This is a genomic window from Spirosoma gilvum (genome assembly GCF_054776815.1).
Genome location: NZ_BAAHBH010000002.1, coordinates 316,469 through 342,057, shown reverse-complemented (window position 1 = coordinate 342,057; position 25,589 = coordinate 316,469). Strand labels below are relative to the sequence as shown.

22 protein-coding genes are annotated in these 25,589 nt (G+C 48.6%); 14 read left to right on the top strand and 8 right to left on the bottom strand.

The genetic code is table 11. The features are described 5' to 3' along the window. Window positions 1–163 precede the first annotated feature (163 nt). The 3 genes from ACYVFD_RS06205 to ACYVFD_RS06195 all read left to right on the top strand — a co-directional run bounded on the left by ACYVFD_RS06205 (window position 164) and on the right by ACYVFD_RS06195 (window position 4,002). Complete coding sequence (locus ACYVFD_RS06205; protein WP_461088909.1) at window positions 164–1,267, top strand: lytic transglycosylase domain-containing protein; 1,104 nt, start codon at window positions 164–166, stop codon at window positions 1,265–1,267. A 185-nt stretch (window positions 1,268–1,452) separates the two neighbouring features. Then, entirely contained in the window at window positions 1,453–2,682 is a 1,230-nt protein-coding gene (locus ACYVFD_RS06200; protein ID WP_461088908.1) for a lytic transglycosylase domain-containing protein, read from the top strand. Window positions 2,683–2,817: 135 nt separating this feature from the next. Then, window positions 2,818–4,002, top strand: a complete 1,185-nt coding sequence (locus ACYVFD_RS06195) for a lytic transglycosylase domain-containing protein (protein WP_461088907.1) — start codon at window positions 2,818–2,820, stop codon at window positions 4,000–4,002. Window positions 4,003–4,024: 22 nt separating this feature from the next. Here ACYVFD_RS06195 and ACYVFD_RS06190 read toward each other — a convergent pair whose 3' ends face one another. The 6 genes from ACYVFD_RS06190 to ACYVFD_RS06165 form a co-directional block, all read right to left on the bottom strand. Then, the gene (locus tag ACYVFD_RS06190) at window positions 4,025–5,344 is read right to left on the bottom strand and encodes a cryptochrome/photolyase family protein (protein ID WP_461088906.1); all 1,320 of its coding nucleotides are present in this window, start codon (window positions 5,342–5,344) and stop codon (window positions 4,025–4,027) included. A gap of 66 nt (window positions 5,345–5,410) precedes the next feature. After that, on the bottom strand, window positions 5,411–6,448 hold the full coding sequence (locus ACYVFD_RS06185) for a DUF4249 domain-containing protein (protein ID WP_461088905.1): 1,038 nt from the start codon (window positions 6,446–6,448) through the stop codon (window positions 5,411–5,413). 4 nt (window positions 6,449–6,452) lie between these two features. Further along, window positions 6,453–7,442, bottom strand: coding sequence for a DUF4249 domain-containing protein (locus ACYVFD_RS06180; protein WP_461088904.1), 990 nt, complete (start codon window positions 7,440–7,442; stop codon window positions 6,453–6,455). A gap of 1 nt (window position 7,443) precedes the next feature. Beyond that, the gene (locus tag ACYVFD_RS06175) at window positions 7,444–9,798 is read right to left on the bottom strand and encodes a TonB-dependent receptor (RefSeq protein ID WP_461088903.1); all 2,355 of its coding nucleotides are present in this window, start codon (window positions 9,796–9,798) and stop codon (window positions 7,444–7,446) included. Window positions 9,799–9,950: 152 nt separating this feature from the next. Beyond that, window positions 9,951–10,295, bottom strand: coding sequence for a hypothetical protein (locus ACYVFD_RS06170; RefSeq protein ID WP_461088902.1), 345 nt, complete (start codon window positions 10,293–10,295; stop codon window positions 9,951–9,953). Window positions 10,296–10,708: 413 nt separating this feature from the next. Beyond that, on the bottom strand, window positions 10,709–11,419 hold the full coding sequence (locus ACYVFD_RS06165; RefSeq protein WP_461088901.1) for a GNAT family N-acetyltransferase: 711 nt from the start codon (window positions 11,417–11,419) through the stop codon (window positions 10,709–10,711). A 425-nt stretch (window positions 11,420–11,844) separates the two neighbouring features. Between ACYVFD_RS06165 and ACYVFD_RS06160 the strand changes: the two genes are divergently transcribed. Beyond that, window positions 11,845–12,645, top strand: coding sequence for an ion transporter (locus tag ACYVFD_RS06160; protein ID WP_461088900.1), 801 nt, complete (start codon window positions 11,845–11,847; stop codon window positions 12,643–12,645). A 21-nt stretch (window positions 12,646–12,666) separates the two neighbouring features. Here ACYVFD_RS06160 and ACYVFD_RS06155 read toward each other — a convergent pair whose 3' ends face one another. Beyond that, window positions 12,667–13,281, bottom strand: a complete 615-nt coding sequence (locus ACYVFD_RS06155; RefSeq protein WP_461088899.1) for a trimeric intracellular cation channel family protein — start codon at window positions 13,279–13,281, stop codon at window positions 12,667–12,669. A gap of 169 nt (window positions 13,282–13,450) precedes the next feature. Here ACYVFD_RS06155 and ACYVFD_RS06150 point away from each other — a divergent pair, with 169 nt between their 5' ends. Next, complete coding sequence (locus tag ACYVFD_RS06150) at window positions 13,451–15,367, top strand: DNA polymerase III subunit gamma/tau (protein WP_461088898.1); 1,917 nt, start codon at window positions 13,451–13,453, stop codon at window positions 15,365–15,367. A 109-nt stretch (window positions 15,368–15,476) separates the two neighbouring features. Here the strand turns inward: ACYVFD_RS06150 and ACYVFD_RS06145 are convergent, their stop codons facing one another. After that, on the bottom strand, window positions 15,477–16,592 hold the full coding sequence (locus tag ACYVFD_RS06145; protein WP_461088897.1) for a tetratricopeptide repeat protein: 1,116 nt from the start codon (window positions 16,590–16,592) through the stop codon (window positions 15,477–15,479). A gap of 99 nt (window positions 16,593–16,691) precedes the next feature. Between ACYVFD_RS06145 and ACYVFD_RS06140 the strand changes: the two genes are divergently transcribed. The 9 genes from ACYVFD_RS06140 (at window position 16,692) to ACYVFD_RS06100 (ending at window position 25,511) form a co-directional block, all read left to right on the top strand. Further along, window positions 16,692–17,942, top strand: coding sequence for a M16 family metallopeptidase (locus tag ACYVFD_RS06140; RefSeq protein ID WP_461088896.1), 1,251 nt, complete (start codon window positions 16,692–16,694; stop codon window positions 17,940–17,942). Between the two features lies 1 nt (window position 17,943). Continuing rightward, window positions 17,944–18,420 (top strand): 2-C-methyl-D-erythritol 2,4-cyclodiphosphate synthase, encoded by a 477-nt coding sequence (gene ispF / locus ACYVFD_RS06135; RefSeq protein ID WP_461088895.1) that lies wholly within the window; start codon window positions 17,944–17,946, stop codon window positions 18,418–18,420. A gap of 101 nt (window positions 18,421–18,521) precedes the next feature. Beyond that, complete coding sequence (locus tag ACYVFD_RS06130) at window positions 18,522–19,655, top strand: amidohydrolase family protein (protein ID WP_461088894.1); 1,134 nt, start codon at window positions 18,522–18,524, stop codon at window positions 19,653–19,655. A gap of 96 nt (window positions 19,656–19,751) precedes the next feature. Further along, the gene (locus tag ACYVFD_RS06125) at window positions 19,752–20,852 is read left to right on the top strand and encodes a mandelate racemase/muconate lactonizing enzyme family protein (protein ID WP_461088893.1); all 1,101 of its coding nucleotides are present in this window, start codon (window positions 19,752–19,754) and stop codon (window positions 20,850–20,852) included. A gap of 51 nt (window positions 20,853–20,903) precedes the next feature. Next, entirely contained in the window at window positions 20,904–21,464 is a 561-nt protein-coding gene (locus ACYVFD_RS06120; protein ID WP_461088892.1) for a GNAT family N-acetyltransferase, read from the top strand. 77 nt (window positions 21,465–21,541) lie between these two features. Then, window positions 21,542–22,825 (top strand): serine hydrolase domain-containing protein, encoded by a 1,284-nt coding sequence (locus ACYVFD_RS06115; protein WP_461088891.1) that lies wholly within the window; start codon window positions 21,542–21,544, stop codon window positions 22,823–22,825. Window positions 22,826–22,879: 54 nt separating this feature from the next. Continuing rightward, window positions 22,880–23,521, top strand: a complete 642-nt coding sequence (locus tag ACYVFD_RS06110) for a cysteine hydrolase family protein (RefSeq protein WP_461088890.1) — start codon at window positions 22,880–22,882, stop codon at window positions 23,519–23,521. A 125-nt stretch (window positions 23,522–23,646) separates the two neighbouring features. Next, window positions 23,647–24,693, top strand: coding sequence for an aminopeptidase (locus ACYVFD_RS06105; RefSeq protein WP_461088889.1), 1,047 nt, complete (start codon window positions 23,647–23,649; stop codon window positions 24,691–24,693). 29 nt (window positions 24,694–24,722) lie between these two features. Beyond that, a complete protein-coding gene (locus ACYVFD_RS06100; RefSeq protein ID WP_461088888.1) occupies window positions 24,723–25,511 on the top strand; it encodes a DUF3108 domain-containing protein in 789 nt (262 codons plus the stop codon). Window positions 25,512–25,589 lie beyond the last annotated feature (78 nt).

Below are 25,589 nucleotides of genomic sequence, written 5' to 3'. Positions count from 1 at the left end.
CGTTGGATAATTCTTAGAGCCTAAATTTGGTATATACCAGATTATCAGTTATATTCGTATAAATAAAGATTACGAGCCCGTTACGATTGTGCGGGTTTTTTCGTCTCTATGTTTCACAACAACTACTATAATTTTGATTAAAGAAGTAAGTTTTTCACTGCTCATGGCTACCATGAAGCCGGGGATTGGTGTCACTACACTACCAAGTTGGTCCCCACTTTTTGGAACTGATACGAGCCGGGTACTTCCGTTGTCAAGCGGTCTGAACAACCCCCAATTATTAGTCGTTGATTCGACCAAACGTCTGTTTCCAATCTATTTCTGCGGGGAAGAAGTCCCCGTCACTGAGCCCCGCGTGTCGCGTCGGTGGGCGCAAACCCTGCGTAACTATGGTGCTCAGGAAGAGTTCCTTATGGACCTTCGTACTAAAGCGTCTGAATTCTTCCCCATTATTGACCCAATCTTACGGAAGTACAAAATTCCCCGCGATTTTCGGTTTATGCCCCTGGCCGAAAGTGCACTGAACAACCGTAGTGTATCGTACAAAGGAGCCGCTGGCTACTGGCAGATCATGCCGGGTACAGCCCGCGAGTTAGGCCTGAAAGTAAGTGGTGGTGTTGATGAACGCCGTGACCTATATAAGTCAACGGTAGCGGTTTGTCGGCATTTACACCAATTGTACAAAGTACTGGGTTCCTGGACGCTGGTTGCAGCAGCCTATAATGGTGGTATTACACACGTCATGAACAAAATGGAGCAGCAGGGCCATTCGAATTATTATCGACTCCGGCTTCACCGCGAAACAAGCGCTTATCTGTTCCAGATTCTGGCGTTTAAGGAATTGCTGTCCAACCCGCGTCAGTACGCTTTGCTGCTAAGCGGATCAACGATTGCCGAGCTTACCAAGCCACTTCCAAGTTGGCATAAGCCGCTGGCCGTACCAAAAAAAATCAAGGATGCTCCTACAATCGAGCTGATTGATGAAGAGTACACCTCACCGATCTGGGGTCCTCGCCCAAACAATTCGCTGACCAAAGCGCCTTCCGACACCGATCAGTTGATTGCCACTGCCGCAGCGGTTAAGCATACCCCTAATGCCCCTGATGCCGCTCTGGAAAAACAAGGCGCTCATTTGCCCATTAAAAAGCTGATGATGGGCCTAATGGTCCTACGTTTCCGCCGACCCCGAATTCTTCAATGGAAACAGGCAGATGGCGAAGGCAAGGGCGAAGGTATCCGCCCGCTACATTTCTGGGACTGGTTATGATTAGGTAATTAACACTATGTATTGACACAGAAAGCCGCTTCAAAAGCGGCTTTCTGTGTTTACGAATGTCAACATACAGCAACATTGATCTTATCGTAAGAGAAAAACAAGAAACTATACCGTTACTATAGACTTCTTTTTACGTCTAAATTTCTATAACCCATAAATAGTAAGATTGCGGTTTAATGAACTTGTTAGCCTCTCTTTCATTGGCGACGGGACTGGTTGTGGCGAGTGTTTCGATTTCCAATGATTTGTTACCAGTAACCAGTCCGTTAACCAACCAGAGCCTCAGCTCTTCAGCTCTCGATCCGGGACTCACTCGGCTGTTGCCTTCCGTTTATTTCTGCGGAGAATCAGTACCACTACATGAAGAAGCCGTTGCTCGTCGGCTGGTGTCCGCTTTAGCACGCAATACGGCTCAAAATGAGGCTATTTATCGCATGCGGCAGCGGGCAGCCATCTTTTTCCCGATCATCGAACCTATTCTGGCCAAACACAACATTCCGCTGGATTTCAAATACTTACCCCTGGTTGAAAGTGCCTTGACGGGTATGGCCGTATCGCCCAAGGGCGCTGTTGGGTATTGGCAATTCATGCCAGCTACTGCTCGCGAGTTAGGTTTAACCATTGAGCGTGGCTATGATGAACGACAAAATCTGGTCAAATCAACCCATGCCGCCTGCCGGTATTTACGGTATTTGTATAACCGTTTAGGCTCATGGACCTTGGCAGCTGCTGCTTATAATAATGGCATTGGCGCTTTATTGAGTAACATACGTCGGCAGCAACAGCGCGATTATTACTACCTACGTCTGAACGCTGAGACCGGCAAATATTTATACCGGATTCTGGCGTTTAAAGAACTGTTTTCCAACTATCGGTCGTATCGTCAACTCATTCCAGAACAAATGATGGCGTACCTGAGCGAGCCGCTTACGACTAATTACGAATCCGATCAGAACGAGCCCATCTTATCTGAGTCACTGATCAATACCGTCACGCAGAAAGCAGTCGATGCCCCTGACGAAGAAATGCAACCGACTACCGGAAAGCCTAAAGATATACCACTTCCGAACGCTGCTGATGTGTTCCGGGAAGGAATAAAAGCCAAACTAATCGAAGCATCGGGCGCACAACGCGGAACCACTTGGGTGTTCCATCTCACCCGAAATGGCATAGCCGATGGCAAAATCGTCGAAGAAGGCGATGTGCTTTACGCCATTGTCGAAGATGTTGATCCCAAAACCGACAAGCTCTACCTACGCGCCGACAAAATTTACTCGGCCACCGAAAAGCATACGTACAACCTGGCCCTAACCGCAATTGACGCGTCGACGGGGCGCATCGGCATTAAACTCTCCGATGTCGATCAGATAAAAGCAGGCTGGATTCTGACCTGGAAAGCGCTGTGAATGGTTGAGTGGTTGATTAGTTACCGAACTAAACGTCTCGTCTGAATCGTTGTCTAAAGGTCCAACCAATCAACTTTTATTTTGAGAATAGTGACAACAAGCGTTATACTGGCCGCTCTAAGCAGTATATTGCTTATGAACCCAGCAGCAGCGCAGAAGAAAGCGACTTCGATAAAAGCTAAATCCGAACAGCGGAAACCCTTACCTCCACGCCCGCTTGTTGGACCTCAGCGGCTGCATTTCTGCGGGGAAATTGTCCCAACCGAACAAGGGGATGTTTCGGCGAAACTGGCGCTTGCATTGGCTGGCAGTTCGGGGTATGTGCAGCATGTAAATGGCTTGAAAGCACGATCAGCGCCTTACTTTGCTGTTATTGAGCCGATTCTGGCTCGACATAATATCCCGAATGATTTTAAGTACCTGCCCCTTATCGAAAGTGCTTGGCAATCGAACGCGGTTTCATCAGCAGGTGCCATTGGTTATTGGCAATTTATGGACGATACTGCGCAGGATATGGGTCTGTCTATCACACCCGGCAACGACGAACGTACTGACCTCCGCAAATCGACCGAAGCAGCCTGTAAATACCTGCGATTTCTGCATCAGAAATTGGGTTCCTGGACACTCGTTGCGGCCGCTTACAATGGCGGTGTTGGCATGGTCCAACGAAAAATTACCAGGTCAGGTAATCGGGATTATTATGCTATGACGCTAAATACCGAAACGGCTTACTACCTCTACCGGATTCTGGCGATGAAAGAGCTGTTCACCAATCCTATGTATGGCGTAGGTTCAGCCGGGATTATGCTGGCTGCCTCGGGTAATGCCTATGAGCGGGAACGGGAGCAAGCCCGACGCATGGGCTGGCTTCAGGACGAAGACGCCGACCCGGTGGGCGTACCGATAGCTTCGCAATTGGATGCAAGCACACCCCGAAAAAACGAAGCTATGCTTATGGATAGCCTGCTGGTACAATTGCTCAGCGAAAAATCGGCTTCGCCCCGGGTGTTTGTTGGTGATGCAGCCGCCCGCTTAGTTCATGCCGGTCAACCCAAAGTGGGACAAAGCTGGGCGTTCGCCCTCACCGAAGCCATTCAAATCGGTGAGGATGAACTACAGGCTGGCGATCTGCTCTATGCTGTTGTGGACGATATTGACACGCAGGGCAACTTATTCCTACGCGCGACAAAAGCCGTTTCCAGTCAAACCAAAAGCACGATTCCGATCACGTTGATCGCTATGAACCCAGCTACCGGGTTGGCCGGTGTGCCCCGCCCAAAAGCAATCAAGCCGGGCTGGGTAGTTCAGTGGAAGCTATAAGCCGGTAACCTTTGTCATGCTCTTATTCCTCATCCTGGTTTAATGCCTTTTTGTAGGCCATAATGGCTCGTTGCCGCACGATGGCATGATCGACTATGGGCTTAGGATAGTCGGGGCTTGCCAGTTCAGGTACCCAGTGGCGAATGTACACATCCTGAGGGTCGAATTTTTGGGCCTGCGCAATTGGATTAAACACCCGGAAATAAGGCGCGGCATCCGTGCCCGAACCTGCTGCCCACTGCCAGCCCCCGTTGTTCGCAGCCAGATCATAATCACGTAATTTTCGGGCAAAGTAAGCTTCACCCCATCGCCAGTCGATCAGCAAATGTTTGCACAGAAAACTAGCGGTGATCATCCTGACCCGATTATGCATCCAGCCAATCGTGTTTAACTGGCGCATTCCGGCATCTACAATTGGGTAGCCGGTTCGACCTTCGCACCATTTTGCAAACTCTTCTTCATTGTTTCGCCAGTTTATACGGTCGTATTTTGGCCGGAATGAGTTTTGTTCGACATGCGGAAAATGGTCCAGTACCTGAAAGTAAAAGTCGCGCCAGCAAAGCTCATTCAGAAAGGTACCCTCACTGGCGGCTCTGGCTTGCCGGGCCAACTCGCGGATACTAAGGGTGCCGAAACGCAGGTGAATGCTTAACTGGCTGGTTCCCTGTGACAGTGCCGGTAAATCCCGCGTTTTTTTGTAGGTATTCAACAAGTCAGCCGGCACAGTACGGCCTGGAAACGGCTCACCGACTGGCTTAAAGTTCAGCTCGGCCAGAGTAGGCATGGCTTCTGGCTGGGTTTTCCAGAAGTGCGAAAAATAACGTTCGGTTGGATAGCCTTTCAGGTAAAAGTCAGTCAGCTGGTCGTGCCACTTCCGACTGTAGGGGGTAAAAACGGTGTAGGGTGCTTTTTTACCACTGAGCACTTCGTCCCGATCAAAAATAGTCTGGTCTTTACTCAGATGAAATCCGATGCCCTGCTCCTTCAATAGCTCGCCAATGGCCTTATCCCGGTCTTTGGCATATGCTTCGTAATCATAGTTGGCAAACACATCGCCAATGGTGTATTGCTGAATCAGTTCTTTCCATACAGCAACTGGATGGCCGTAGCGAACTATGAGCGTTGATCCCATGGCCGTTAGCTCGGTCTGTAATCGATGGATTTCCTGAACGATAAACTCTACGCGCCGGTCGGCTCGGTCGTCCAGTGCATCCAAAATGGTACGATCAAAAATAAAAACGGGTAACACAGGGCGGCCGCTTTTAAAGGCATGGTATAAAGCGGCATTGTCATGTAGTCGTAAATCGCGCCGGAGCCAAACCAGCGATAAAGTTTCGGTCATTCGTTAGGTGGTTTGGTTGCGCAACAATTCGCCAATAAAAAATGTTGCCTATACCAAACCAATACATCACCATCCGTCAGGCTCAGTCACTGGTACGGGGCCATAGGTGTTGCGGCAATCGCCATCAGGCAGGAGCTGGCTGGCAATGTAACTCGACAACGCCGGATAAAAGGGGGCGCTGTAGTTCATAAGACGTAGCCGTTTTCGGGTGATCGACGTAACCGCGAAATAACCCCGAGCCAGATCGGCCGGGTCATTCACATTCACGACGTTGCCCGTTACGGGCGCGGGCAATGGATCGAAAATACTACCCGTCCGGGCGTTTTGCTGCTGATAGAGCTTCCAGAACTGGTAATTCGCCTGTGTGATGCCATATTGCTGTATCTCAACCAACTGAGGGCCAATAGCATAAACGGGCACCTGGAGCACGAACCGATTCCGGATCGGATTACCGTTGATCGCTTCGTCGTTATAAATATTCACGACGTTGGTCGACTCTGTGGTCCAGCAGCGGGTAAAGCATTTATTGGGGCTGCCCAGCGAGCATGGCGTGCCTAACGAAAGTCGGTTTGTATAGCCATAGGCCGTCCAGCGATAGTAATTCTTCTCATTAGCCGGATCAAGCGTATTCACCCCGTAGGACATAGCATACGGTTTAGTCAGATTATTCGTTTTGACCAACTGTCCCGAAATACTGTCGATCACGGGTACAGCGGGCATCTGTTCAGGTTTTGTCACGTATCGTTTGCCATCGCTCAGCACAATAGTTAAGCTATACGAACGACCAACCTGCCCTCGGAAGGTTGTATCGTTGGTCCGATAAAGTCCCTGTCCCATTGCCATAAACCGCGTTGACCGCCCCCGATCATCGGCCAGATTTACCTGCGCTTCCCGTACATATTGATCCGACGGATTCTGACCACCGCTACTATAGTTGCCTGTATAGGTCAGCCGGATGGTATAGGGTGGCGCTTCGTTGGTAATCTGCCCTTCTACAACTAGTCGGGGAGCCTCTGCACGAATGGGTAGTTCGACTCGATCAATACAACTTATGAGTTGGACCGACAGATAGATCAGCAAGCCAGCAATTCTAACGTTTTTCATAGGTTCAAAAACCAGGCGGATTAACGCGCAATGGGAATAAGCCCGGTGGGGGGTAATTACAAAAAAAACCACTCTGCGAAATCGACGTGATATACGATTGTACACCCGGTCGCCAGATTTCCTCGATGTCGTAAAAACGAACGCGCTTTGTCGTCACCGAGCAAACTTCAAAAAACCCTCTAGCTTTATCGGTAGGGTCTGCCTGGTTGATCAGGTTACCGACTATAGGGGCTGGCAACGGATCGAAAATACTCCCTGTCCGCGAATTTTGCTGCTGATAAAGGCCCCAAAACTGGTACGAAGCGGGCGTAATCCCGTACTGTCGGACTTCAACCAAATAGGGATATGCTGAGAAAACGGGCGCTTTAATTACAAACCGCCGAAACGCATTCCCATCGATAGCTTCGTCGGAAAGTAGGTTAACCGCCGAATTCTGAAATGGAACCCATAAATAATCACTACAGGCCAGAACACTATACGATTTGGCCAACCAGCGATAATAATTATGGCTCCCAGCCGGGTCCGTTGTCAAAATATTGAATTGGAGAAAATAGCGGTAAAGACTTCGCTCATCTCGGATAAGTCCGGCAACATATACACTATCAATAGCTGGTACATCGGGCATTTGTTCGGGTTTTGATGCATACCGTTTGCCATCCGATAAAACGACAGATAAGCTATACGTCCGGCCAATCTGCCCCCGAAATGTGTTGTCAATAGACTGATAAAGCCCCTGCCCCAGCGCCCTGAACCCGGTAGACCGCCCCCGGTCATCGGCCAGACGAATCTGTGCTTCCTTCACATATTGATCGGATGGGTTCTGGCCACTGCTGTAATTTCCTGTATAGGTTAGTCGGATGGTATAGGGTGGTGCTTCGTTGGTAATCTGTCCTTCAACAACCAGCCGGGGCGTTTCCGCCCGAATAGGCAAGTCGACCCGGTCGATACAGGCCTCAACGAGCACCATTGTCAGGATAGCGAAGAGCCGGTACATATCAGAAATAAAAATTATAGGCAATCGACGGAATCATCGTGCCAAATACCGACAGTCGGTACGATTCGGTACGCTGGTTGTAGCGGGTAAAATAAATCGAATACGGATTTTTGTGAGCATATACGTTGTAGATGCCTAATGTCCAGACGCCGTACCGTTTTTGCGCTTTGTTGAACCGAGTATCTTTCGAAAACGCTATATCGAGCCGATGGTAATCGGGAATCCGGTCGGCATTGCGCCGGGAATAGTCCTGAACCGGCTCACCATTGTACGTAAATTGCCCATCGGGATAGGTAGCCGGTACGCCCGTATAGTATACGAAATTGGTGGAGAACGTCCAGTTGTGCGACAGAGCCAGTCGGGTCTGCATGTTTAGCGTATGTGGTCGGTCGATGTACGATGGATAATACTCCCCGCCATTGATGCGTAACTCATCGAAAGGGGTTTGCACGGCAATCAGTGAGCGGGCGTAGGTGTAATTGATCTGCCCGGTCAATTGGCCTTTATTCTTACTAATGCCCACTTCAACGCCATACGCTTTACCAACGGCTGGCAACAGAGCCGTTTCAAGGGTTGGATTCAGGATCAGGTTCGCCCCGTATCGGTATTCAATCTGGTTTTGCAGCCGTTTATAGTACCCTTCCAGACTTAGCTCATAAGTATTCTCATTCAGATTCTGGAATAGCCCCAGCGACACCTGATCGGCAATCTGAGGAGGAATATATCGGTCGCTCATTTTCCAGAAATCGAGTGGCGTAATGGCTGTTGTATTCGAAACCAGGTTGATATACTGGCGGGTTCGACCCGCACTGGCCTTAACAGCCGTATTTTTGGCTACCTGAACCCGCAAGGCTAGCCGGGGCTCCAGACCACCATACGTCTGGATAACCTGCCCATTGCCGTAGCGAGTCGAATCCTGAATAGTTTCTTCCGAACGGGGGAGGTTATCCACATACTTATACACCGTTTGTGCGCCCAGATAAGCAAACGCCGAATATCGCAACCCGGCCTGTAGGGTGATTCTGGGCGTCAGTTCCCATTCGGTATTCACATAGGCTCCTAGTTCACGACCACGTTCGGGAGCGATCCGACGGGGATTGATGCTGGAGTTTTCGCCGGTAGGTTCAACAGCGCCGGTACTGACGTCGTAGCGAATACCATTCATGCCCAACTGAACCTTATGTTTCTGACGAATGGTGTAGAACAGGTCGGCTTTCGCTTCCCGCTGTTCGATGTACGACGTAAACCGGAATGTCAGGCTGGGAGCTACACCATCTACGTTCAGATGATAGCCACTGTAGAGCGCCGTCAGATTGAGTTGAAGATTTGGTCGTATCAGGTAACTCCAGCGACCAGTTAGTAGATCGGACGCCCAGCCATATAGTGTATCGCCCGGAAACCGAAACTTATCCTGACTTCGGTAGGCCGACAACGAGATCGTATTCCGGTCGTCGGGTGTATACGTTAGTTTCAGGCTGCCATCGTAAAAAAAAGCCCGGCTATCTTTTACACTTTGCGTTGGGAACAAGCCTAACAGATAATTGGGGAAGGCAACTCGTCCACCAGCCAGCAAGGTGAGCTTTTTCGAGATTGGCCCATCGACTACTACCCGTGCGCTGACCGGACTAAGCCCACCTGAAAAACGCCAGCCATCCTTATTACCATTGCGGCTGCTCATGAGTAATAATGACGATACACGACCACCGTATTGAGCCGAAAAGGCCCCCTTATTTAGACTAACATCCTGAACCAGATCGGGATTAACATTTGTATAAAAACCCAGCAAGTGAGAGGTATTAAACAGGGGAGCCCCGTCGAACAGGACCAGATTCTGATCGGCCCGACCACCTCGTACGTTAAATCCTCCGGCCCCCTCGCCCGCCGTTGTAACCCCTGCCTGCAAGGTTAGCGCTTTTAGAATATCGGGTTCACCCAGTACCACCGGCATCCGTTTCAGTTCAGGCATACTGAGCTGAATCTGGCCCATCTGTACGGCTTTGATGTTTTTGTCTTCGCGCGTAGCCCGCACATCCACTTCTTCCAGATCTGTGGAGCGGGGTTGCAGAAAGTATTCGACGCGTTTGTTGAAATCCAGTACAACGGTTTCGCGCCCTCGAAAATACCCTACAGCCGAAACATAGAGTGTTAATACACCGGGAACATGGTTGATCGAGATGACGCCAACACTATCGGCTCTGGCCCCTGCTTTAGTCTCGGCAACAAACAGGCTCGCTCCGGGAATTGGCTTTTTGGTAGTGCCGTCGCGCACCACTACACTGAGCCGTAGCTTTTGTTGTGCGAATGTTGTAGACCCAAATAGACTGAAAAGAAAAAGAACGTAGAGCCGTAGCTTCATGTCGTGCGGTATGGGAATAATCTATAAACAACGCTGTAAGTTACAAAAAGCCTTTTAAATGATTTAGGCTAAATATGACTACACCCCGAAAGTTACCCACTTGTGTTAGGGTAGCTTTCGGGGTGTAATTTTATGGATTCTGGTAAAACTACTTAAGGCTCGAAATGTAGCCGGACGGTATATACTTCGTCAGGAACACGGCCGTATGCTACCAATTTCTTACTGGTCAATTGGCGAGTCAGCGTGTGATTTAATTCGTCGTTTCCACTGAACACTTTCAATTGGCAAAGTTCATTGACTTCGTTGATTCGAAATTGAATCACCACAACACTTGCCAGCTTTGTCGATTTCAATATGTTTGGATACGACACATATCTGGCTATCTGTTGCTCCAGCGTAGCCTGAGGAGCTGTAGGTTTATGTGAACCGAAAGGTAGTGAGTAAGCTTGTGTTGCCAGGAAGCCTACCAGCATAAGTAGATAAAGGTATTTTTTCATGACTTCAATAGATTAGAAGAAACAACAATTCAACTCAGTCACAAACTGCCTGAATGCACTAGCGGCAAATGTTAAGCTAATATTACGTAAATATTATGTAAATGTTAACAGATTGTTCGTGAGCAGACCCTCTTACTAATTTCCAAATAAATGAAAGAATAATCCACTTAGCTATATTATTTTACATCATTTGATTTTTATAAAGAAGTAATGGGATGACTACCCGATGAAGCGACCATCTTCAAAATAAAATTTGGCCCGTACAGATTAACGAATTGTTAAGAAAGATCAGTTTTTCATCCAAAATGACTATCTCAAGCTATGAAATTCGGATGTATGGGCTAGTCAGATATGCCAAAAGGCCCGGAATCACTTCCGGGCCTTTTGGCATATTTTAAAACAAGTTTCTTACGTTAAGCAACTTCCATTTCCCGCTCAGCCTTACGGGAGCGCGAACGGTCGGATGGGTTCAGTCGTAGCAGAATACGATTCTTGATGCGCATCCAGCGCTCGTAAAGCTTCGACTCTTTCAGAAAGTTCCATTTTTCATCCTTCTCTTCTTTCTTATGCTCTTCAGGGTCGTAGAGCATACCCGTACAGAGGCAGTGCTTCCGATTGGTACGCGTCAGGATGTCGAAGTTGGCACATGTCTGACACCCCTTCCAGAATGCTTCGTCGGCTGGAAGTTCACTCAGCGTTACGGGTTGGTAACCCAAATCTGAGTTAATTTTCATAACAGCCAGACTGGTAGTAATGCCAATGATCTTAGCCGTCGGGAACATCGTCCGCGACAGTTCAAACGCTTTGGCTTTGATCCGGGTAGCAATACCACTCTTGCGATAATCGGGATGTACGATCAGGCCGGAATTGGCCACAAATTTACCGTGGTCCCAGGTTTCGATATAACAAAACCCAACCCATTCGCCCGAGAGCGTAGTAGCGACAATCGCTTTGCCTTCGAGCATTTTTTCCATGACGTAAATCGGTGAGCGTTTGGCGATACCGGTTCCCCGGGCCTTGGCACTCTGTTCCATCTCATGGCAGATGGTTTCGGCCAGCCGAAGATGATCCTCATTGGCGACCTGAACAATATATTGATCGTTGACTATTTCGGGCTTAATCATTGTCGTTTAATGGCGGTTGTAAAGCCGCATATACGGAGACAGCGCAATCCGGTGCTGGTTTGTTGTGAAAATTAAAACGAGAAAACAGGCGAAAACGTCTACCGCATAGGCAAACAAATTGATATAGTCCTTTCGGACCTAAACCGAAATGGCGTAGTATGGAAGAAAGTCGGTAAATAAACGAGCTTTGCCATTGGTTTTTTGCGGAAAACGCGGACAATGTTAGAGAGATTATCCGTATCCTGCAATAAAATAACGGATTTTTTGCAGGATAGTTCGCCAGCGGTCAAAACATATTTATTGCCCGTTAAATCCAATATTGTTACTTAGCTCACAATCAGGCAGTCACATCGGCCAGCTTTCTGGCAAACGGAATGGCAAGTTCAGTTTTTGGTGAGTAGCTTGCATCTCCTACCGTTTCGATCATGTTGGTTCTCCGCAAATCGCTCTACCGTATCCTTGAAACCTCGGCCGGAAAACGTCGGGGTGTAAGTCTGGTCTTCAACTTAACGCTTATCAGCATTATTACGCTGAACGCCATTGCAATCGTCCTGCATACGGTGCCGGAGTATAACCAGCGTTTTGCCAGACTATTTTACGACTTTGAGGTTTTCTCCGTCTGTTTTTTCACGATTGAATACCTGCTTCGGTTGTGGGTGTGCGTCGAAAACGAAAAATACCATCATCCGTTTTGGGGACGATTACGGTATATGTTTTCGACCTCAGCAATCATTGATTTTCTGGCCATTTTCCCTTTCTACTTTTCGCTCTTTGCGACCGATCTGGCTATAGTCCGGATTCTGCGGTTGTTCCGAATTTTCCGACTGTTCCGTATTTCGCGTTATTCACACGCCTTTCGGCTGATTCAAAGTGTGGTTTCTGACAAAAAGGAAGAGTTGGTCTTAAGTACGATTCTGGTTGTGTTTATGCTCATCATTGTGTCGAGTATTATGTATTATATAGAGCATAACGCCCAGCCCGACAAGTTTTCGAGCATTCCGGCTACCATGTGGTGGGGCGTTACAGCGATGACCACTGTGGGCTACGGCGATATTCACCCGATCACCCCGTTAGGCAAATTTTTAGGCGGCATTGCGGCTATTGTCGGGATTGGGCTATTCGCTTTACCAACCGGTATTCTGGTATCTGGTTTCAATGAGCACATTCGTTCTCATAAAGGAGGCCACAGCCGTCAGCGTTGCCCCCATTGCGGGAAAGAGATTTAGGGGTTTATGGCGTTCACTCGATCAGTTCTGAATACGGGGCAAAGTCCAATCTTTACGAATCGCGATGAGTCTGAACAGGGTGATTAAACCCGCCGATAGAATGACGTTAAGAGTTGAATCAACACCTAAGGTTGCATTCAATTGATAGAGTAGCGCCCCCACTAAGCAAGGCGTAACGTACAACTGTCGGTCCAGAATAAGGGGCAGATCATTAACAAACGTATCCCGAATAACACCTCCAAACAGAGCCGTAATGATGCCCAGCAGAATCGCGGCCCAGTCGTTCACGCCCGCCAGTAAGGCTTTCTGCATACCCAGGATCGTAAAAAGACCAAGCCCAATGGTATCGAAAACCAATAAAGGTCGTCGGAAAGCACCACGCCACCAGGAGCGCCCCACTACGGCCATCAGAACGCTGATGAAAATGACAATCAGATAAGCCGGGTCCCGTATCCAGGCAATCGGATGAGAACCCATAATGACATCCCGGGTGGTTCCTCCACCAACGGCCGTCAGAAACCCGACAAAAAACAGGGCGACTATGTCGTGATACATTTTCTTATTGAGGGCAGAAAGAGCACCGGAAATAGCAAAGACACTTGTACCAGCCAAATCGATGATATACCAGATAGTCATGGATGTACGAAGTCACTCAGAAATAGCTCCAACGGATTTCATTGGCGATCAATCGGCAAACTTACGCTGGATCAAGGGTTATTAAAATTCCTTTTGCAACGCATAGGTCTCCACGGCACTACTTCTAAATACCTTTTGCCTTTCCGCCCCCAACCTGCTAACTTGCAGTATGGAAAATTTCGTGGTCTCGGCCCGCAAGTACCGTCCGGCTACCTTCGACACCGTGGTAGGTCAGGAGCATATTACAACTACCCTTAAGAACGCTATCAAGACCAATCACTTAGCGTCGGCGTTTTTATTTTGTGGGCCACGTGGCGTTGGCAAAACGACCTGTGCCCGGATTCTGGCCAAAACCATTAACTGTCAAAACCTAACGCCCGAGGGCGAAGCCTGTGATGCCTGCGACTCGTGCGTCAGTTTTACTCAGAATGCTTCATTTAACATTCATGAGCTGGATGCCGCTTCCAACAACTCAGTTGAAGATATACGCAATCTGATTGATCAGGTTCGCTACCCGCCCCAATCGGGCAAATACAAGATCTATATCATCGACGAGGTTCACATGCTTTCGTCGGCGGCTTTCAATGCATTTCTGAAAACGCTGGAGGAGCCTCCCTCCTACGCCATTTTTATTCTGGCAACGACCGAGAAGCACAAAATTCTGCCCACGATTCTGTCACGCTGCCAGATTTTCGACTTCAACCGGATTCAGCCGGGGCATATTTCGGCTCACCTGGCCAAAATTGCCTCGAAAGAAGACATTACAGCCGAGACCGAAGCGCTGGACCTGATTGCGCAAAAAGCAGATGGGGGCTTACGTGATGCGCTGTCGATGTTCGATCTGAACGTCACGTTTGCTGCCGACCGGGTGATTCGGTACAAAGAAGTACTGGACAACCTGCATATTCTCGACTACGATTATTATTTCAAGCTGACCGATTTGCTACTGGCGGGCAATCTGCCCCAGAGTTTACTGACGGTTGACGAAATCCTGCGAAAAGGGTTCGATGGGCATCAGTTTATCGTAGGATTGTGTCGTCACTTCCGCGATCTGCTGGTTTGCAAAGACCCAGCCACAGTCCAGTTGCTACAGGTAACCGAAAACGTTCGGCGGCAGTATCTTGAGCAGTCAGCTAAAGCCCCGATGTCGTTTTTGCTCTCAGCGTTGAGTCTGGGTGGTCAGTGCGATATGAATTATAAGCAGGCCAAAGACCAGCGACTTCATACCGAATTGTGGTTGATGAAACTGGCTAATCTGCGGAATGTGCTGAACTGGGATTCATTGCCGGAGTTACCGCTCAATGGAACACACAATGGCGATGCAGTTTCGTTGGCCCAATCGGGTTCTGAAAAAAAAAACGGCGAACCGAAGCCCAGTCAGTCAGCAGCCAGTAGTTCAGATACCCCATCGGGCAATACCAGCCAACCAGTAGCTACGCATCCCATTACGAGCGAACCTGTTAACGACTACCAGTCTGGCCCGCCGAAAAATGGATCAGCCGTCGCGGAGAAGTTAGTACCCGTTGGGCACGCAGTTCCGACAAATGGGGTGGCAACCGTTGAAGCCAAAGCACCTGTTGCTACCAAACCTCAGTTTGCGCCCCCCGCTCGCCCGGCCAGTAGTCGACTGCGCTCAACGGTTTCGTTAACCGCCGGCCCCGCGTCAACGGCGACCGACACGGAAGAAGTAGCAACGGTAAAAGCACCCACTCGCCCTGATATGCCGTTCAGCTTTGAAGAGTTACAGGACCAATGGGCTACCTTTGCCCGGTTGCGTCGGCAACAGAACGACATTACCTCAGAACAGGTTGTGCTGAACCGGGAGCTACTATTGGATGGCACCACCATTCGACTGACCCTCGACAATACGCTTCAGGTCGATTTTTTGACCGAATTGAAACCTGAACTACTGGGCTATCTGCGTAGAGAATTACAGAATAGCCAGATTCAAATTGAGCATCAGGTGGTCATTCAGGAAGTGAAGAAGATGATTTACAGCTCGCAGGATAAATACAACTACATGGCCGAAAAGAACCCAGCCCTGCACGAGCTACGTAAAGTCCTGAATCTGGAAGTGGATTATTGATGTAGGATGTATGTATGTATGATGTATGATATAGGATGTATCGAATAGTACCGAATGAGGATATACATCATACATCATACATCATACATCATACATCATACATCATACATCACTTATACCCTTTCGCTTCCTTAATCAATGATTTGTATTCGCCTATGGCCAGGGCTTTTTTGTAATACATTCTGGCGCGAGTATGGTCATTGGCGCGGGCGGCAATACGGGCCAGGCCAGCATAGGCGAAGGCAAGATATTCTTTTGTATAGGGGTCGTTATAAGGCAGCTTCAGCGACTGACTATAAAATTCAGCGGCTTCTTTGTCGTCTTTATCCAGGTGCTCAGCCAGCATCCCCGAAAACGTATGATAGGCCAGTGGAACCAGTTTGTTGGTCATCGACTTCAGTCGCTGCACGTAAGGCCGGGCTTCGGCATAACGGCCTGCCAGCAATAAAGACTCCGCATAACTCATCGCAAACAACTGATTGTTAGGATATTTGTCTACCAGGTATTTTGTATAGACTGCTGCGCGTGCTGGGTTAGCCTCATGTTTCATCAGCAGGTGCGCCAGATAGTAGTTGGCTACCGGCCGCATGAAGATCGCCTTTCGAGTCGCCATGTCCATCTGGCGAATTCCTAACTGAATATCACCGTCAGCAAAGAAAACCATAAACGGCCTGACAATCGGGTGGTCGATGGGGTAGCGTTCAACGTAATAATTATAGAGCCCGGTAGTAAAATAAAAGTCTGGATTCTTTTCCATCAGCTTGGTACCATCACGCAGGTAGTTATACGCCTTCTTCGATTCGCCCACAGCTTTTAACGATTCGCCCTGATTGTTATAGAGCATGGCCATATAGCTATGGCTGGTCAGCATAAAAAAAATAGCTTCAGGATCGTCTTCGTTTTTATCGATCATGCGCTTCGATAGCTGCAATCCCTGCTCGACGGCCTGCATAAACTGGGCTGTAGCCGCTTTATTTTCCGACAAGGGCAAGTGCTGAATATCCAGTTGAGTTGCCCGTAAGATATAAGGCGCCGGGCTTTGGGGATAGCGTGTCTGTAACTGTCGAATCAACGCATCCGATTCGGCAAACTCAAGGTTATAGATGTGATCGAGTGTCTTCAGAATGGTTTGCTGAGCCAAAGGGTCATTTAACACCTGGGCCGGAGCAATAACCGATACACAAAGAAAAAGCAGAGGTAAAATGGTACGTTTCAGGGTGGACAAAGCAGTGGGTGCGGTTATGTCGTTTGATTCTATACAGTCAGAAGCGTACTTTTGTTCAATGCGCCTAACTCAACGAAGGTTAGCTGCAATTGTTTAGCTATGATTCATTACGAAGAGTTTGTTCTTGACAATGGTCTGCGGGTATTCGTTCACGAAGACGAATCGACTCCTATGGCCGTTGTCAATATTTTATACAATGTCGGGTCACGCGATGAAGACCCAGCTAAAACAGGGTTCGCACACTTATTTGAGCATCTGATGTTTGGTGGGTCGCGGCATATTCCGGTTTACGACGAACCACTGCAGAAAGTAGGTGGCGAAAACAATGCCTTCACCAGCCCCGACATTACGAACTATTATATCACCCTGCCAGCCGCCAATCTGGAAACGGCTTTCTGGCTTGAGTCGGACCGGATGCTGAGCCTCTCCTTCGACCCGCAGGTACTCGATGTACAGCAAAAAGTGGTTATCGAAGAATTTAAGCAACGGTACCTGAACCAGCCTTATGGCGATGTGTGGCTGAAACTCCGACCGCTAGCCTACCAGCAACACCCATATCGATGGGCCACTATCGGAAAAGACATCAGCCATATTGAAGAGGCTACAATGGACGATGTCAAATCGTTTTTCTACAAATATTACCTGCCCAACAATGCCATTCTTGTCGTAGCTGGCAACGTAACGGTAGAGCAGGTTAAGCAATTGTGCGCCAAATGGTTTTCTTCGATTCCAGCGGGCGAACCCTATCTTCGTCAACTTCCATCTGAACCTGTCCAGACCGAAGCCCGAAAGCTGGAGACCTCTGCCAAAGTCCCACTGAATAGTTTGTACAAAGTCTACCATATGCCCGGCCGTTTTGAACCCGGCTTTCAAACGGCCGACTTACTGAGTGATATGCTTGGACGGAGTAAATCGTCGCGGTTGTACCAGAAACTGCTGCGCGACAACCCGATGTTCAGCAGTGTAAACGCTTATATTACAGCTTCTGTCGATCCTGGCTTATTAATCATTCAGGGCAATCTGAACAAAGGCGTTTCACTGGAAGAGGCCGATGCCGCTGTCGAAGCCATCGTTCAGGAATTTATTGACCAGCCTGTATCGGACGAAGAACTTTCGAAGGTAAAAAATCAGGCCGAAGCTACACTAGCCTTCTCGGAAGTCGAGTTACTCAACCGCGCCATGAATCTAGCCTATGCCGCCAATGCCGGAAACCCTGCTTTTGTTAATCAGGAAGCCGACCGTATTCAGGCTATAACATCTGCCGATATCCAATCCATGGCCAAGCAGATACTACGAAAAGACAATTGTTCGACGCTCTACTATCGGGTTGCTGAAGACGCTACCGTTTAACATGAAAATTCGTGTAGGACAAGGATACGACGTTCACCGGCTGGAAGAAGGCCGTCCGTTCTGGTTGGGTGGCATCCAGATTCCCAGTACGTTTGGTCCGGTTGGCCATTCAGACGCCGATGTGGTTTGTCATGTGTTGTGCGATGCGCTGCTGGGTGCTGCCAACATGCGGAATATTGGCTACCATTTTTCCGATAAAGACCCCCGCTGGAAAGGCGTTGATAGTAAGATTCTGCTGACCGAAGTGTTGCGTATGGTGCGGGAGGTCGGTTATGAAATCTCAAATGTCGATGTCACAGTGGTGTTGCAGGAACCCAAACTGAACCCGCATATACCGGCTATGAAAACATGCCTGGCCGAGGTTATGGCCATTCCTGAAGAGGATATTTCCATTAAAGCCACCACGTCTGAGCATATTGGCTTCGTAGGTCGGGGCGAAGGCATTGCGGCTCATTGCGTTGCGTTAATTTTTCGTTAGTTTGTGTCATGCTGACGAAGGAAGCATCTTCGTTAACAGCAATTAATCCACTATACTTGGCTATCGGAGATGCTTCCTTCGTCAGCATGACACAAAACAGGATGATACCTCTGCGTTCGCTTCGCCTTCTCCCGGCGCTCTTTGCGGTTACGATTTCATTGGGTTACGCCCAGAAACCGGCCGATATGCCACTTGGCTTTGAAGAATACGACCCCGTTTCGACGCTGAAAGTCCCCGAACACAAGCTGACCCGGTCGAAGTATCCGTTTATTGACGTTCACAACCATCAGTTTCAGATGGACAAGGAGGATTTGCGCAAACTCCTGTCTCAAATGGACAGCTTGAACATGGGTCTGATGGTCAACCTGAGCGGACGCGGTTTTGCCGACAATCAGACAGCCAGCACGAAATTTTTCGACGATGCCCTGACCAATATCCAAAAAACGAATGATAAACGACTGGTTCTGTTTACGAATATCAATTTTTCGAACGTAACCGATAAAGGCTGGAGCGAGCAGGCCGTGAAAATCCTGGAGGAAGATGTAAAGAAAGGAGCCAAAGGGCTAAAAATTTACAAGAGCCTGGGCTTCAGCGTGAAAGATGACAAAGGCAATCGGGTTCGGGTAGATGATCCACGGCTGGACCCTATCTGGGCGAAATGTGGTCAGTTGGGCATTCCGGTGCTGATTCATACCGCCGACCCCAAATCATTCTGGGACCCGATGGACCGCTACAACGAACGCTGGCTCGAACTCAAACTCCACGCTGGTCGTAAGCGGGGTCCGAATGACCCTGTACCCTGGGGACAACTGATTACAGAACAGCACAATGTGTTTCGGAAACACCCTAAAACAACGTTCATTGCCGCGCACATGGGCTGGTATCCGAACGATCTGAAAAAACTGGATAGCCTAATGACCGTTTTCCCGAACATGAACGTCGAGATTGGGGCTGTTATCGCGGAGTTAGGCCGCCAGCCTAAGGCCAGTCGTAAGTTTTTCGAGAAGTATCAGGACCGGATTCTATTCGGGAAAGACAGTTGGGTGCCCAGCGAATACGCGACCTATTTCCGGGTGCTGGAAACCGACGATGAGTACTTCCCCTACCACAAAAAGTATCACGCGTTCTGGCGGATGTACGGCATGGGCCTGCCCGACGAAGTCCTGAAAAAAGTGTACTACAAAAACGCGCTACGGATCATACCCGGCTTGGATAAAAGCCAGTTTCCTAATTAATTTTAAAACACAGAGGGGACGGAGGTTTCACAGAGGACACTGAGAAAATCTCTGTGCTCTCCGTGAAACCTCCGTCCCCTCTGTGTTTGACGAGAAATGAAAATCACTCAAATCAATCTTTACCGGTACGATATTCCACTCAAAGCACCGATTGCCATTTCGCTGGGTACGATTGAGCATGCCCGAAACATACTGGTAGAAATGCAAACCGACGAAAGTATTACAGGCTGGGGCGAAGGCTCACCGTTCTGGATGATCGTCGGTGAAACCCAGGAATCGGGACTGGCGGCTGCTAAGGACATGGCTAAATTGCTGCTGGGCCTGAATCCGCTCGATATAGAAGGCTGTCTGAATGCCCTGACGCGGTATCTGCCCGGCCATATTACAACCCGTTCGGCTTTCGATATGGCGTTGTATGACATTGCCGCCAAAGCTGCCCGTATGCCCCTGTATCAGTTTCTAGGCGGCTCAAAACGGCAACTCGTTACGGACGAAACCATTTACATCAATACGCCCGAACGTATGGTGGAAGATGCGCTACGCATTCAGGCCAAAGGCGCGGATGCTATTAAAGTAAAACTGGGTACCAATCTTCGTGACGACATTAAGCGGGTAGAAGCTATCCGAACCGCCATTGGCGATACAATCCCTATTCGAACCGATGCCAATCAGGGCTGGGATGTGGTAACGGCGTCAGGTGTACTCCGTACCATTGGTGACTGGAATGTACAATACTGCGAACAACCCATCAAACGACACGACATCAGGAGCCTTCGTCAACTTCGGCAAACCTCAACTGTGCCGATCATGGCCGACGAAAGCCTGTTTGACGCTACCGATGCTATTCGACTCGTTCGCGAAGAAGCCGTCGATTATTTTAACATCAAGCTCTCCAAAAGCGGAGGCATCTGGGACGCGCTTAAGATTAATGCCATCGCCGAAGCCGCCGGAATTCCCTGTATGATTGGTTGCATGTCGGAGTCGCGACTGGCCCTGACGGCCAACGCGCATTTTGCATCGGCGCGGCAAAATGTACGCTTCTATGACTTGGATGCCTGTTTCGAGCACGCCATCGATCCCGTTTATGGGGGCATTACATACAACGGCTATCAAATTGACTTACCCGAAACACCGGGCATTGGTGCCGAGGTAGATACCGACTTTTTGAAAAAATGTAGAATGTACAATGTAGAATGAATAATGACTGAGTAATCCTGGCACCTTATTCATTATACATTTTTCTCCCTCATGCAAATCACCACCGTTCAGTCAGATGCCGATGTTCAGGGTATTCTGGCACTCCAGCAAAAAAATCTACGTCGAAATGTTCCACTCGATGTGCAGGTCGATCAGGGTTTTGTCACAGTAGAACACGACCCGCAGGTATTAGCCCGAATGAATCAGGCCGCCCCGAGCATTATAGCCAAAGATGGCGATACCGTTGTGGGTTATGCACTGACCATGCTGTCTGAGTTCGGCGCCGATATACCTGAACTACTGCCTTTGTTTGATCTGATCAATAAACTTACCTACGACGGTAAATCGTTAAGCGAATATGCCTGGTATGTGATGGGTCAGGTTTGCGTAGCTGATGGCTACCGAGGAGAGCGAATTTTCGACCGCATGTTCGAGCATCATCGCGAGGTGTATGGCAACCGCTTCCGGTTATTGATCACAGATATTTCGGCCAACAATACCCGCTCGTTACGCGCCCACAACCGCGTCGGTTTCGAGTCGCTTCACGAATTTTATGATCCGGCCATTGGCGAAACCTGGGTAGTGGTAGCCTGGGATTTTCAGAAAGCGTAAATTGACTGAGCCAATCTCCAGATTGGCCAATGAATTAGTACATAAATAGCCAATCTGGAGATTGGCCCACCTAAACCATGCGCCTATTTCTGTTCTTCTTACTTAGTACAACCTGGCTATTCGCTCAATCAGTACCCCAAACCTTTACAACACCCAAATCGGTTGCCGACGCGGGCTTTTCGGAGGATAGACTGAACCGGTTAGATACCTGGTTACAAAGCCTGATCGATCAGGGAATTGCGCCCAATGCGGTTACGTTTGTGGCGCATAAAGGTAAAGTGGTTCATTATAAAGCCTTCGGTTACAGCAACCTCGCCAGGAAAACACCGTTGAAACGCGACGATCTCTACCGGATTGCCTCACAGTCGAAAGCCATCACAACGACCACGCTGATGACGCTGTTTGAGGAGGAAAAGTTTTTGCTCGATGATCCCATCGCCAAGTACATTCCCGCCTTTAAGCATCCGAAAGTGCTGGTTCGGTACGACAAGAAAGATCCCGTTGGCGGCACCTATGAAACTCGTCCGGCCAAAGGTGAGATTACCATCCGGCAGTTGCTGAGCCATAATGCCGGTATCCCGTATGAACATCCGCTCGACAGCCGACCGGAGTTCAAAGTCCCGTTTTTCAACTCAACGGCACCCGATAAGCTCGAAGATGTGGTCAATAAACTGGCCAAGCGCCCACTCCTTCGCGATCCCGGCACCGACTCTACCGGCGCTGGCTTTACCTATGGCCTGAATACAGACATTATTGGCCGACTGGTGGAGGTACTATCGGGCAAACCACTGGACGTTGCCATGCGCGAGCGCGTGCTTGACCCATTAGGTATGACCGACACCTACTTTTATCTGCCCGACAGTAAAGCAAGCCGACTGGTTGAACTGTATGAAAAGTCGAGTATGGATAAGCCACTGACCCTGCATCCCAACGAAGCCTACCGCAATTCATCTATTTCGGGGGCGAAAACATATTTTTCGGGAGGAGCTGGCCTGATCAGTTCAGTAGAGGATTACGCCAAACTTTGTCAGATGTTGCTCAATGGCGGATCTTTCAACAACAAGCGAATCCTGGGGCGTAAAACGGTCGACATGATGCTCCGCAATCAGATTGGCCAAGCCGAAGTATGGGAGCGAAAAGACAAATTCGGTCTTGGCTTTCAACTGATTACCGAAAACTCCCATTACGGTGATCAGGCATCACCCGGTTCATTCACCTGGGGAGGTATGTATTGCTCTGAGTTTACTGTCGACCCCAAAGAAGAACTTATTCTGCTTATTTTTACCAATGTACAACCTTATGCCTACTACAGCGATTTTGTTAAGAAATTCCGGATTGCTGTTTACCAGGCTTTAGAGTAAAGGCTGGATTCAGGCGGCTTTCGGTACTAATAACTCAACAAAACGACTACGACAATGAATCCACAAAAAACCGCCGTTGTCCTGATCGAGTATCAGAACGATTTTACATCGTCGGGAGGTAGTCTGCATGATGCCGTTAAAGGCGTTATGGAGTCGACGCATATGTTGCAAAACACCATTGATCTGGTGCAGAAAGCCCGCAAATCCGGAGCCGTCTTTATCCATTCGCCTATTAGCTTTCAGGAGGGATATTTCGAAATCACCAAACACCCTTATGGTATTTTGAAGGGTGTTGTCGATAGTCAGTCTTTTCGTAAAGGGTCCTGGGGTGTTGAGATTGTTGATTCGCTGGCTCCCCAAGCGGGCGATATTGTTCTGGAAGGAAAACGAGGGCTGGATGCCTTTGCCAGTACCAATCTGGACTTCATTCTGCGTAGTAAAGGGATTGAGACGATTGCCCTGGGTGGCTTTCTAACCAACTGCTGTGTTGAGTCAACCATGCGCTCAGGGTATGAAAAAGGCTTTGAAGTCATTACGCTAACCGACTGCACAGCTACCCTCAGTGAGGAAGAACAAGCCTTTGCCTGCGCCAAAAATTTCCCCATGTTTTCAAAGCCCATGACGCATACGCAGTTTCTGGACGAGCTAACCGGTGAATTCATTCAGGAAATAGAAACACGAGGTTATTCATCCTGAAACCTCTTCGTTAACAGGCAAAATCTGTCAAACCGACTACACTTACTAAGCGTAGTCGGTTTTCGTTTACTAACGCGGGTGGGTTTTATTTTTGCACCCATATATCGAATGAAGATTTCCAACCTATGTTCAAAAAAATTGGTCTTATCAGTATAGGGGTTTTGGCCGTTCTGATTGTCTGGCAATGGGAGTTGGTTAGTTACGGCTGGATGCAGGCAAAAGGTCAGCTACGCATTATCTGGAATACAAAACCCGTAACGGAGGTGTTGGCCGATGCAGCCTATCCTGACTCATTGAAGGATAAAATAGAACTTATCCGCGAAATCAAACGTTTTGCTATAGACTCGCTTGGTTTGGATAAGTCTGGAAGCTACGAATCGTTTTATGATCAGCAGGGGAAGCCAATTTTGTGGGTCGTAACGGCCGCTGAGCCGTATCAACTAGTTGCAAAACAATGGCATTTCCCGATCATCGGCACCTTTTCGTACAAGGGCTTTTTTGAAAAAGATAGGGCCGATTCGACGGTATCAGAACTCAAACGAGAAAAGTTTGACACGCGTATCGGCGAAGTATCGGCCTGGTCGACTTTAGGATTTTTAGATGATCCAATTCTGTCCAGTTTTCTGGATAGGCCCGTTGGAAGCCTGGCCGAGTTGATTATTCACGAGCTGACGCACGGAACGTTGTTCATAAAAAATAGTTTAGAATACAACGAAAACCTGGCAGACTTCGTAGGAGAATACGGTGCGCTACGGTTTCTGGCTCAAAAGTATGGTAAAGCCTCGGAGCCTTACCAGAACTATCTGGCCAGTAAAGCGTTTTACGAACGATACGATGAACATATTTTGCGCGGTACCAAAACGCTCGATAGTTTATATCGGACGTTTAAACCCGCGACCTCGGTGGCCATCAAAGATTCGCTGAAGTGGAAAACCATTCGGCAAATTGTTATCTCCGCCGACACAATAACCGACCAACGAAAAGGACTAAGTGTACGTTTAATAAAAAAGCGGAATCTTAGCAAACCATATCTACCTAATAATGCGTACTTTATTGGGTATTTAACCTACCGAAACCAACAGAATCGATTTCGGCAGGAGTTTGAAGGCCGATTCGGAGGAGATTTTAAACGGTACTTGTCTTACTTAAAACAAACCTATCCATCTTTATAAATGGAGCCCGTCTGCGGGCATTTGGCAGTATGAAGAAGTTATTGATCGGCATTGGTATTCTTTCAGTCCTGAGCACTGGCTTTATGGCGTTGAACACGTATCGTCGTGTCGTAAATACGAGCTTTGGCCCTGGCGAACACCTCGAATACCGAGTCCACTATGGATTTCTGAACGCGGCAGAAGCCATCGTCGACGTAAGCCCAACCCTGTACAAAGTCAATGATCGCCCTTGCTACCGCGTCAACGTAGACGGCCGGACTGTCGGTGCGTTTGACCTGGTTACGCGCATCCGGGATACCTGGCGGTCGTATATCGACACAGCCGCCATCCTGCCGCAGAAGTTTTATACCAACCTTCAGGAGAACAGCTACCGGAAGGAGGAAAACATCACGTTTAACCACGAAACCAACACGGTAAAAGCCGAAGAACGCACCGAAAAAGATGTATTTAAAGTACCCGATAATGTCCACGACCTGATCAGTGGCTATTATTTCCTGCGTACGATCGACTTCAATCGGCTTGGCAATGGGCAAATAATTGAAGTACCGGCTTTTTACGACGATACGGTTTATAACATGAAGGTTCGGTATCGTGGTAAAGCCGTTATCAAAACCAAGCAGGGTAAGATCAACGTCATTAAGCTAAACCCGGTTTTGCCAGCCAACAAGCTTTTCAAAGACGAAGAATCGATCCGTATTTTCGTTTCCGATGATGCGAATAAAGTACCGATGAAAGTGGAAGTTGACTTCTGGGTTGGCGCTATGGTCATGGATCTGCGTCAGAATAGCGGCTTGAAACAACCTCTGAAGTTTTATTAACAGCCCCATCAACTTACTAAAAAGCCCCGATTGATTTTTAAGTCAATCGGGGCTTTTTAATGATAATTCATTACAGCT

Bases quoted from the DNA above. Each gene is read 5' to 3' on its own strand.
- ACYVFD_RS06200 (WP_461088908.1), top strand. From the start codon at position 1,453: ATGAACTTGTTAGCCTCTCTTTCATTGGCGACGGGACTGGTTGTGGCG.
- ACYVFD_RS06170 (WP_461088902.1), bottom strand. From the start codon at position 10,295: ATGAAAAAATACCTTTATCTACTTATGCTGGTAGGCTTCCTGGCAACA.
- ACYVFD_RS06195 (WP_461088907.1), top strand. From the start codon at position 2,818: ATGAACCCAGCAGCAGCGCAGAAGAAAGCGACTTCGATAAAAGCTAAA.
- ACYVFD_RS06205 (WP_461088909.1), top strand. From the start codon at position 164: ATGGCTACCATGAAGCCGGGGATTGGTGTCACTACACTACCAAGTTGG.
- ACYVFD_RS06150 (WP_461088898.1), top strand. From the start codon at position 13,451: ATGGAAAATTTCGTGGTCTCGGCCCGCAAGTACCGTCCGGCTACCTTC.
- ACYVFD_RS06180 (WP_461088904.1), bottom strand. From the start codon at position 7,442: ATGTACCGGCTCTTCGCTATCCTGACAATGGTGCTCGTTGAGGCCTGT.
- ACYVFD_RS06125 (WP_461088893.1), top strand. From the start codon at position 19,752: ATGAAAATCACTCAAATCAATCTTTACCGGTACGATATTCCACTCAAA.
- ACYVFD_RS06105 (WP_461088889.1), top strand. From the start codon at position 23,647: ATGTTCAAAAAAATTGGTCTTATCAGTATAGGGGTTTTGGCCGTTCTG.
- ACYVFD_RS06160 (WP_461088900.1), top strand. From the start codon at position 11,845: ATGTTGGTTCTCCGCAAATCGCTCTACCGTATCCTTGAAACCTCGGCC.
- ACYVFD_RS06190 (WP_461088906.1), bottom strand. From the start codon at position 5,344: ATGACCGAAACTTTATCGCTGGTTTGGCTCCGGCGCGATTTACGACTA.
- ACYVFD_RS06110 (WP_461088890.1), top strand. From the start codon at position 22,880: ATGAATCCACAAAAAACCGCCGTTGTCCTGATCGAGTATCAGAACGAT.
- ACYVFD_RS06185 (WP_461088905.1), bottom strand. From the start codon at position 6,448: ATGAAAAACGTTAGAATTGCTGGCTTGCTGATCTATCTGTCGGTCCAA.
- ACYVFD_RS06140 (WP_461088896.1), top strand. From the start codon at position 16,692: ATGATTCATTACGAAGAGTTTGTTCTTGACAATGGTCTGCGGGTATTC.
- ACYVFD_RS06120 (WP_461088892.1), top strand. From the start codon at position 20,904: ATGCAAATCACCACCGTTCAGTCAGATGCCGATGTTCAGGGTATTCTG.
- ACYVFD_RS06155 (WP_461088899.1), bottom strand. From the start codon at position 13,281: ATGACTATCTGGTATATCATCGATTTGGCTGGTACAAGTGTCTTTGCT.
- ispF (WP_461088895.1), top strand. From the start codon at position 17,944: ATGAAAATTCGTGTAGGACAAGGATACGACGTTCACCGGCTGGAAGAA.
- ACYVFD_RS06100 (WP_461088888.1), top strand. From the start codon at position 24,723: ATGAAGAAGTTATTGATCGGCATTGGTATTCTTTCAGTCCTGAGCACT.
- ACYVFD_RS06165 (WP_461088901.1), bottom strand. From the start codon at position 11,419: ATGATTAAGCCCGAAATAGTCAACGATCAATATATTGTTCAGGTCGCC.
- ACYVFD_RS06115 (WP_461088891.1), top strand. From the start codon at position 21,542: ATGCGCCTATTTCTGTTCTTCTTACTTAGTACAACCTGGCTATTCGCT.
- ACYVFD_RS06130 (WP_461088894.1), top strand. From the start codon at position 18,522: ATGATACCTCTGCGTTCGCTTCGCCTTCTCCCGGCGCTCTTTGCGGTT.
- ACYVFD_RS06175 (WP_461088903.1), bottom strand. From the start codon at position 9,798: ATGAAGCTACGGCTCTACGTTCTTTTTCTTTTCAGTCTATTTGGGTCT.